We start from the raw sequence: 7,216 nt of genomic DNA on the forward strand, positions 1-7,216 counted from the left end.
GGCGAGGTTCACGCTGGTGCGGCGTTCCTCGTCCATGATGCCCATCTTCAGCGTGTTGCGCGGCAGGCCGTAAAGATCCTCGATGCGCGCGAACAGCGTATCGGCGAACGCGACTTCGGCCGGGCCGTGCATCTTCGGCTTCACGATGTAGATCGAGCCCGTGCGCGAATTGCGCTTGGCCTTCAGGTCGTGCAGCGCGCACAGCGTCGTGACGACGCCGTCGAGGATCCCTTCCGGAATCTCGTTGCCGTCGCGATCGAGCACCGCGCCGTTGGTCATCAGGTGGCCGACGTTGCGCACGAACAGCAGCGAGCGGCCGTGCAGCGACAACGTGCCGCCGGCCGGCGTCGTGTATTCGCGATCGGCGTTCAGGCGGCGCGTGAAGGTCTTGCCGCCCTTCGCCACTTCCTCGACGAGCGTGCCCTGCATCAGGCCGAGCCAGTTGCGGTAGAGCTGGACCTTGTCGTCGGCGTCGACCGCCGCGACCGAATCCTCGCAGTCGATGATCGTGCTGACCGCGGCTTCGAGCACGACGTCCTTCACGTTCGCGAGATCGGCGCGGCCGATCGGCGTCGATGCATCGATCTGGATCTCGAGGTGCAGGCCGTTGTGCTTCAACAGGATCGCGGACGGCGCACCGGCCGCGCCCTGGTAGCCGACGAATTGCGCCGGCTGCGCGAGCGCGACGGTGCCCTGCGCGGTTTCGACCGCGAGCTGGCCGTCCTGCACGCGGTAGCGCAGCGCGTCGCGGTGCGAGCCGCTCGCGAGCGGCGCCGCGTTGTCGAGCACGTTGCGCGCATAGTCGATCACGCGCTGGCCGCGCGTCGGGTTGTAGGCTGCCGTGCGTTCGGCGCCGCCGTCTTCCGGCAGCGCGTCGGTGCCGTACAGCGCGTCGTACAGGCTGCCCCAGCGCGCGTTCGCGGCGTTCAGCGCATAGCGCGCGTTCGACAGAGGCACGACGAGCTGCGGGCCGGCCTGCGTGGCGATCTCGCTGTCGACGTTCGCGGTGGCTGCCGCGACGTTCGACGGGACCGGCACGAGGTAGCCGATGTGTTCGAGGAACGCGCGATACGCGGCGTGGTCGCGTACCGGGCCGGGGTGGGCGCGATGCCACGCGTCGAGTTCCTGCTGCAGGCGGTCGCGCTCGGCGAGCAACGCGCGATTGCGCGGCGCGAGGTCGTGCACCAGCGCCGAGAAACCGCTCCAGAACGCGGCCTTGTCGATGCCGGTGCCCGGCAGCGCTTCGTTTTCAATGAACTGGCTCAGCGCTGGCGCGACTTGCAGTCCTGCTTGGTCGATCATCGTGATTCCTCCCGGGGAATGAAAAACGCGCGCGCGTTGGCTGTAGGGCCTGTTCACGCTAATAACGGGCTTGCGCTGACCCCCAGAAGGGCCGAGCGCAAGGACTGCGACGAAGCGAATACTCGACGTATTCGCGAGGAGCATGACGCGGCGCTCGGCCCTTCTGGGGGCCAGCCCCACGAACGATTGTCTCCAAACAGGGGAACGTGCCTTTCCGCCCGCATGGCGGCGTCGTTCGTCGTTGCAATAGCTACGGCTATTGCGCCTCCTCTCTCCTTGCCCTGCGGGTGGAAAGGCACGTTCGCAAGCCCGTTATTAGCGTGAACAGGCCCTAGGCCACGACGCTTTGTGTACCGGCGCGGGCGATCTGCGCGTCCTGTTCGGACTTTACGCCAGACACACCGATCGCGCCTGCAATCCGGCCGCCGACCGTGACCGGCACGCCGCCTTCGAGCAAGCCCGACAGCGGCGCGCTCAGGAACGCGGTGCGGCCACCGTTGATCATATCCTCATACGCCTTCGTTTCGCGACGGCCGAGCGCCGCCGCCCGCGCCTTGTCCTGCGCGATGGCGCTGCTGGCCGGCGATGCGCCGTTCAGCCGCGCGAACGCGAGCAGATGGCCGCCATCGTCGACGACGGCGATCGACACGGCCCAGCCGTGGCGTTCCGCTTCCGCGCGGGCCGCGGCGAGCATGCGCTCGGCATCGGCCAGTTCGAGTTCGGGTTTCGTTTGCATGGCGTTCCTCCGGAATAGGCGGTCAGTCGACCAGCCGGTTGTCGACGAGCTCGATCCAGTGGCGCACGGGCGTGCGGCCCGCGCCGTTCAGGTGAGTCTGGCAGCCGACGTTGGCGGTGACAATCAGGTCCGGCTGCGCGGCTTCGAGCGCATCGAGCTTGTTGTCGCGTAATGTCGTCGCGAGTGCGGGCTGCGTCAGCGAATAGGTGCCGGCCGAGCCGCAGCACAGATGGCCATCGGCGACATTCGTCAGATCGAAGCCGAGCCGCGTAAGGATGCTTTCCACCGCGCCGCCCAGGCGCTGCGCGTGCTGCAGCGTGCACGGGCAGTGCACCGCGACGCGCCGTGGCGTCGCATCGGCGAGCGCGTCGAGCGCGTCGAGCGGCTCGGCCGCGATCACTTCGGCCAGATCGCGCGCGAGTGCGCTGACGCGCCGCGCCTTCTCCGCGTAGACGGGGTCGGAGCGCAGCAGGTCGCCGTATTCCTTCACGAACGCGCCGCAGCCGCTCGCGGTCAGCACGATCGCTTCCGCGCCAGCCTCGATCACCGGCCACCACGCGTCGATGTTGCGGCGGGCGCGCTGAAGGCCCGCTTCCTGCGCATTCAGGTGATATTCGGTCGCGCCGCAGCAGCCGGCCTCGCGCGCTAGCGTCACGCTGATGCCGAGCCGGTCGAGCACGCGCGCGGCGGCCGCATTGGTGTTCGGCGACAGCGCCGGCTGCACGCAGCCCTCGAGCATCAGCACGCGCCGCACATGACGCACTGCGGGGCGCGGCGCGGCCGCGGGCACGGCGGCCGGGATCTTGTCCTGCAGCGCGCCGGGCAGCAGCGGGCGCAGCGCGCGGCCGGCCTTCAGCAGCGCGGCGAACGTCGCCGGGCGCGGCACCACGTGACGCAATCCCGCACGCAGCAGGCGCTCGCGCGCCGGCCGCCGCGCGCGCTTCTCGGCTTCCGCGCGGCCGATGTCGAGCAGCGTGTGGTAGCGCACGCCGGACGGGCAGGTCGTCTCGCAGTTGCGGCACGTCAGGCAGCGGTCGAGGTGCTGTTGCGTGCGTTCGCCGCACGGCTCGCCTTCGAGCAGCTGCTTGATCAGGTAGATGCGGCCGCGCGGCCCGTCGAGCTCGTTGCCGAGCACCTGATAGGTCGGGCAGGTCGCATTGCAGAAGCCGCAGTGCACGCATGCGCGCAGGATCGCTTCCGCTTCGTCGGCCCGGGCGAGGGCCTTGCTTGCTTCGCTGAGGTTGGTTTGCATCGGCGGGTCGAAGTCGGTTGGCGTCAGAAGTCGGCGTAGAGCCGGCCGGGATTGAAAATCGCGTGCGGATCGAGCTGCGCCTTGAGTTGCCGGTGCACGCGCAGCAGCGCGGGCGGCAGCGGCTGGAACGGCTCCGGTGTCGTGCCCGGCGTGAAGCAGGTCGCATGACCGCCCCATTGCGCGGCCATGCGCTGCATGTCGGCCGGCGCGGCATCGCTCTTGAGCCAGCGCTGTGCGCCGCCCCAGTCGACGAGCTGCGCACCGGCGAGCGCGTCGAGCGGCGCGGCGGCCGGCACCGACACGCGCCACAGCGGGCGCGGATCGTCGAAGAACGGCAGCGACAGGTCGCGCAGACGGGCCCAGAAGCCGTCGTCGCGATCGTCCATCCGGTCGCCGCCGATCGTGTCGCGCGCGGCCTTCACCGAGCCCTCGCCGCCCTCGAGTCGCACGCGCAGCACGCCGTCCGCGTGGCACGCGCCGGCCAGCGGCAGCCCCGCGCGGCGCCACGCGGCGACGCGTTGCACGGCTTCGCCCGCCGGGAGCGTCAACGCGAGATCGCCGGTCGCGCGCGGCTTCGGCAGCACCTTCAGCGATACCTCGGTCACGACGCCCAGGCAGCCGAAACTGCCGGCGAGCAGCCGCGACACGTCGTAGCCCGCGACGTTCTTCATCACCTCGCCGCCGAAGCGCAGATGCTTCGCGTGGCCGGTGATCACGCGGCAGCCGAGCACGAAATCGCGTACCGCGCCGGCCCACGGGCGGCGCGGGCCCGACAGCGCCGCCGCGAACATGCCGCCGACCGTCGCCGCGCCGCCGAACGACGGCGGCTCGCACGGCAGCATCTGGCCGGCCGCGTCGAGCATCGCGTCGAGATCGGCGAGCGGCGTGCCGGCGCGCGCGGTGATCACGAGTTCGGTCGGGTCGTACGACACGACGCCGCGATGCGTGCGCACGTCGAGCGTGCGGCCTTCGACCGGCCGCCCGACGAACGCCTTCGTGCCGGCGCCGCGGATGTGCAGCGGCTGGCGATCGTGGATCGCCGCGTCGACCTGCGCGACGAGCGCCGCGCTGTCGTCGATCGATTCGGGTTCGCGTTCGCGTCGCATCAGAAGCGCTCCAGTTCGGGAAACGGCAGCTTGCCGTGATGGACGTGCATCGCGCCGAATTCGGCGCAGCGGTGCAGCGTCGGGATGTTCTTGCCGGGATTGAGCAGGCGCCGCGGATCGAACGCGGCCTTCACCGCATGAAAGAACGTGATTTCGTCGGCGTTGAACTGCACGCACATCTGGTTGATCTTCTCGCGCCCGACGCCGTGTTCGCCGGTGATGCTGCCGCCCACGGCGACGCACAGCGCGAGGATCTTGCCGCCGAGCGCTTCCGCGCGGTCGAGCTCGCCGGGCCGGTTCGCATCGAACAGGATCAGCGGATGCATGTTGCCGTCGCCCGCGTGGAACACGTTCGCGACCGGCAGCCCGTATTCGGCGGACAGCGCGGCGATCCCTTCGAGCACGCGCGGCAGCTCGCGGCGCGGGATCGTGCCGTCCATGCAGTAGTAGTCGGGCGACATCCGGCCGACGGCCGGGAACGCGTTCTTGCGGCCGGCCCAGAAGCGCTGGCGCTCGGCTTCGTCGCGCGCGACGCGGATCTCGCTTGCGCCCGCGTCGCGCAGCAGCGCGGCGACGCGTTCGGCGTCTTCTTCGACATCGGCCGCGGCGCCGTCGAGTTCGCACAGCAGGATCGCCTGCGCGTCGACCGGATAGCCCGCGTGGATGAAATCCTCGGCCGCGCGGATCGCGAGGTTGTCCATCATCTCGAGGCCGCCGGGAATCACGCCCGCGCCGATGATCCGCGCGACCGCGGCGCCGGCCTCGGCGACGTCGTCGAAGCTGGCCATCAGCACCTTCACGCTCGGCGGTTTCGGCAGCAGCTTCACGGTCACTTCGGTGACGATCCCGAGCATTCCCTCGGAGCCGGTGAACAGCGCGAGCAGGTCGAAGCCCGGCGCGTCGAGCGCATCGGCGCCGAGCGTGAGCGTGTCGCCGTCGATCGTGAGGATCTCGACCTTCAGGATGTTGTGCACCGTGAGCCCGTATTTCAGGCAATGCACGCCGCCCGCGTTCTCGGCCACGTTGCCGCCGATCGAGCACGCGATCTGCGACGACGGATCGGGCGCGTAATAGAGACCGTGCGGCGCGGCGGCCTGCGAGATCGCGAGGTTGCGCACGCCGGGCTGCACGCGTGCGATGCCGGCATCGGGGTCGATGTCGAGAATCCGGTTGAACTTCGCCATCACCAGCAGGATGCCTTTTTCGAGCGGCATCGCGCCGCCCGACAGCCCCGTGCCCGCGCCGCGCGCGACGACCGGCACGCCGTGCGCGGCCGCGACGCGCAGCACCGCGCGCACCTGATCGACCGTATCGGGCAGCACGACCGCGAGCGGCACCGTGCGGTACGCGGCGAGGCCGTCGCATTCGAACGGCTTCAACGCCTCGCGTTCGTGCAGCACGTCCAGGCCGGGCGCCGCCGCGTGCAGCGCGGCGACGAGCGTGGCGCGGTCGACGCTCGCCAGTGGGCCGTCGATCCGTTCGTCGTAGATGAAACTCATCGTGTGTCTCCGTCTCCACCTTGCGGCTGGCCGCGCGATGCGCGACACGCCGGATGGACGGCATTCTTGGCGGGACGCGAGGGCCTGTCCAGCCGTCTTGAAGGTGGTCGTACCAGTTTTTGGAAAGTCATCGGGTGCGGTTTCTTTAATGACCGATAAAAACCAATGACGACAAGGCTTTGTGAGAAAATCGACGACATCCTTGCCAAGTGGTCATACCAGTATGGAAATGCAGGATCGAGAGCGGCCGGCGCGGCGCGTGGCCGACGTCGTCGCCGAGCGGATCGAGCAGTTGATCGTCGACGGCGTGCTGAAGGCCGGGCAGGCGCTGCCGTCGGAGCGGCGGCTGACCGAGAAGCTCGGCGTGTCGCGCACGGCCGTGCGCGAAGGCATGAAGCTGCTGCACGCGCGCGGGATCATCGACACGACGCACGGCAAGGGTTCGTTCGTCGCGAGCCTGACCCCCCAGCGCGCGATCACGCCGATGATGCATCTGCTCGGCTCGCAGCCGCGCACGCTGTACGACCTGTTCGAGGTGCGCGGGATGCTCGAGGCCGAAGCCGCCCGGCTCGCGGCGCTGCGCGGCACGCCGGCCGATTTCATCCTGATCCGGCGCCGCTACGAGGAAATGACGGCGGCCGACGCGCAGGATCTCGATCCCGCCGCGCGCGCGAAGCTCGACCACGCGTTTCATCTGGCGATCTGCGAGGCATCGCACAACCCGGTGCTCGTCAATACGCTGCAGTCGCTGACCGACCTGCTGCTCAGCTCGGTGTTCGCGTCGGTGAACAACCTCTATCACCGCGAACCGCTGAAGAAGCAGATCGACCGCCAGCATGCGCGGCTTTACAACGCGGTCACCGGCCGGCTGCCCGATCAGGCGCGCAAGGCCGCGAGCGAACATATCCGTCAGTGCGTCGACTATCTGCGCGAGATCGAGCAGGAGGAACAGCGGCTCGTGCGCTCGACGTTGCGGCTCGAAGGGTGGACGTGAGCGGGCGGGCTTGGCCGGCGCGGTAACCGCTAGAATTGCGGTTTTAGCCCGGAACACGTCCATGTCTTTTGCCTCGCTTGGCCTGATCGAGCCGTTGCTGCGTAACCTGCAGGGCCTCAATTACCAGACACCCACGCCGGTGCAGGCCAAGGCGATTCCCGTCGTGCTCGGCGGCAAGGACGTCAGGGCCGCCGCACAGACCGGCACCGGCAAGACGGCCGGCTTTGCGCTGCCGCTGTTGCAGCGGCTCGTGCAGCACGGCCCGGCGGTATCGAGCAACCGTGCGCGCGTGCTGGTGCTGGTGCCCACCCGCGAACTGGCCGAGCA

The 7,216-nt window shown here is 69.5% G+C and carries 7 protein-coding genes; 2 read left to right on the forward strand and 5 right to left on the reverse strand.

Annotation, left to right across the window (positions count from 1 at the left end):
* From AC3IFE_RS21050 to glcD, 5 genes are all read right to left on the reverse strand, one after another.
* A partial coding sequence (locus tag AC3IFE_RS21050) for a malate synthase G (RefSeq protein WP_489191827.1) occupies positions 1-1,302 on the reverse strand: 1,302 nt, incomplete at its 3' end.
* A 331-nt stretch (positions 1,303-1,633) separates the two neighbouring features.
* Positions 1,634-2,038, reverse strand: coding sequence for a GlcG/HbpS family heme-binding protein (locus AC3IFE_RS21055; RefSeq protein WP_301737420.1), 405 nt, complete (start codon positions 2,036-2,038; stop codon positions 1,634-1,636).
* Between the two features lie 22 nt (positions 2,039-2,060).
* Complete coding sequence (gene glcF / locus AC3IFE_RS21060; protein WP_489191828.1) at positions 2,061-3,290, reverse strand: glycolate oxidase subunit GlcF; 1,230 nt, start codon at positions 3,288-3,290, stop codon at positions 2,061-2,063.
* 23 nt (positions 3,291-3,313) lie between these two features.
* Positions 3,314-4,396 (reverse strand): glycolate oxidase subunit GlcE, encoded by a 1,083-nt coding sequence (gene glcE, locus AC3IFE_RS21065; RefSeq protein WP_489191829.1) that lies wholly within the window; start codon positions 4,394-4,396, stop codon positions 3,314-3,316.
* Entirely contained in the window at positions 4,396-5,895 is a 1,500-nt protein-coding gene (glcD, locus tag AC3IFE_RS21070) for a glycolate oxidase subunit GlcD (protein ID WP_489191830.1), read from the reverse strand. The genes glcE and glcD overlap by 1 nt, the downstream gene beginning before the upstream one ends.
* Before the next feature lie 223 nt (positions 5,896-6,118).
* Here glcD and glcC point away from each other — a divergent pair, with 223 nt between their 5' ends.
* A complete protein-coding gene (gene glcC / locus AC3IFE_RS21075; protein WP_050013449.1) occupies positions 6,119-6,889 on the forward strand; it encodes a transcriptional regulator GlcC in 771 nt (256 codons plus the stop codon).
* 61 nt (positions 6,890-6,950) lie between these two features.
* On the forward strand, positions 6,951-7,216 hold a 266-nt coding region (locus AC3IFE_RS21080; RefSeq protein ID WP_489191831.1), incomplete at its 3' end, for a DEAD/DEAH box helicase.

The organism is Burkholderia sp. APQ4-4ca (assembly GCF_057837105.1).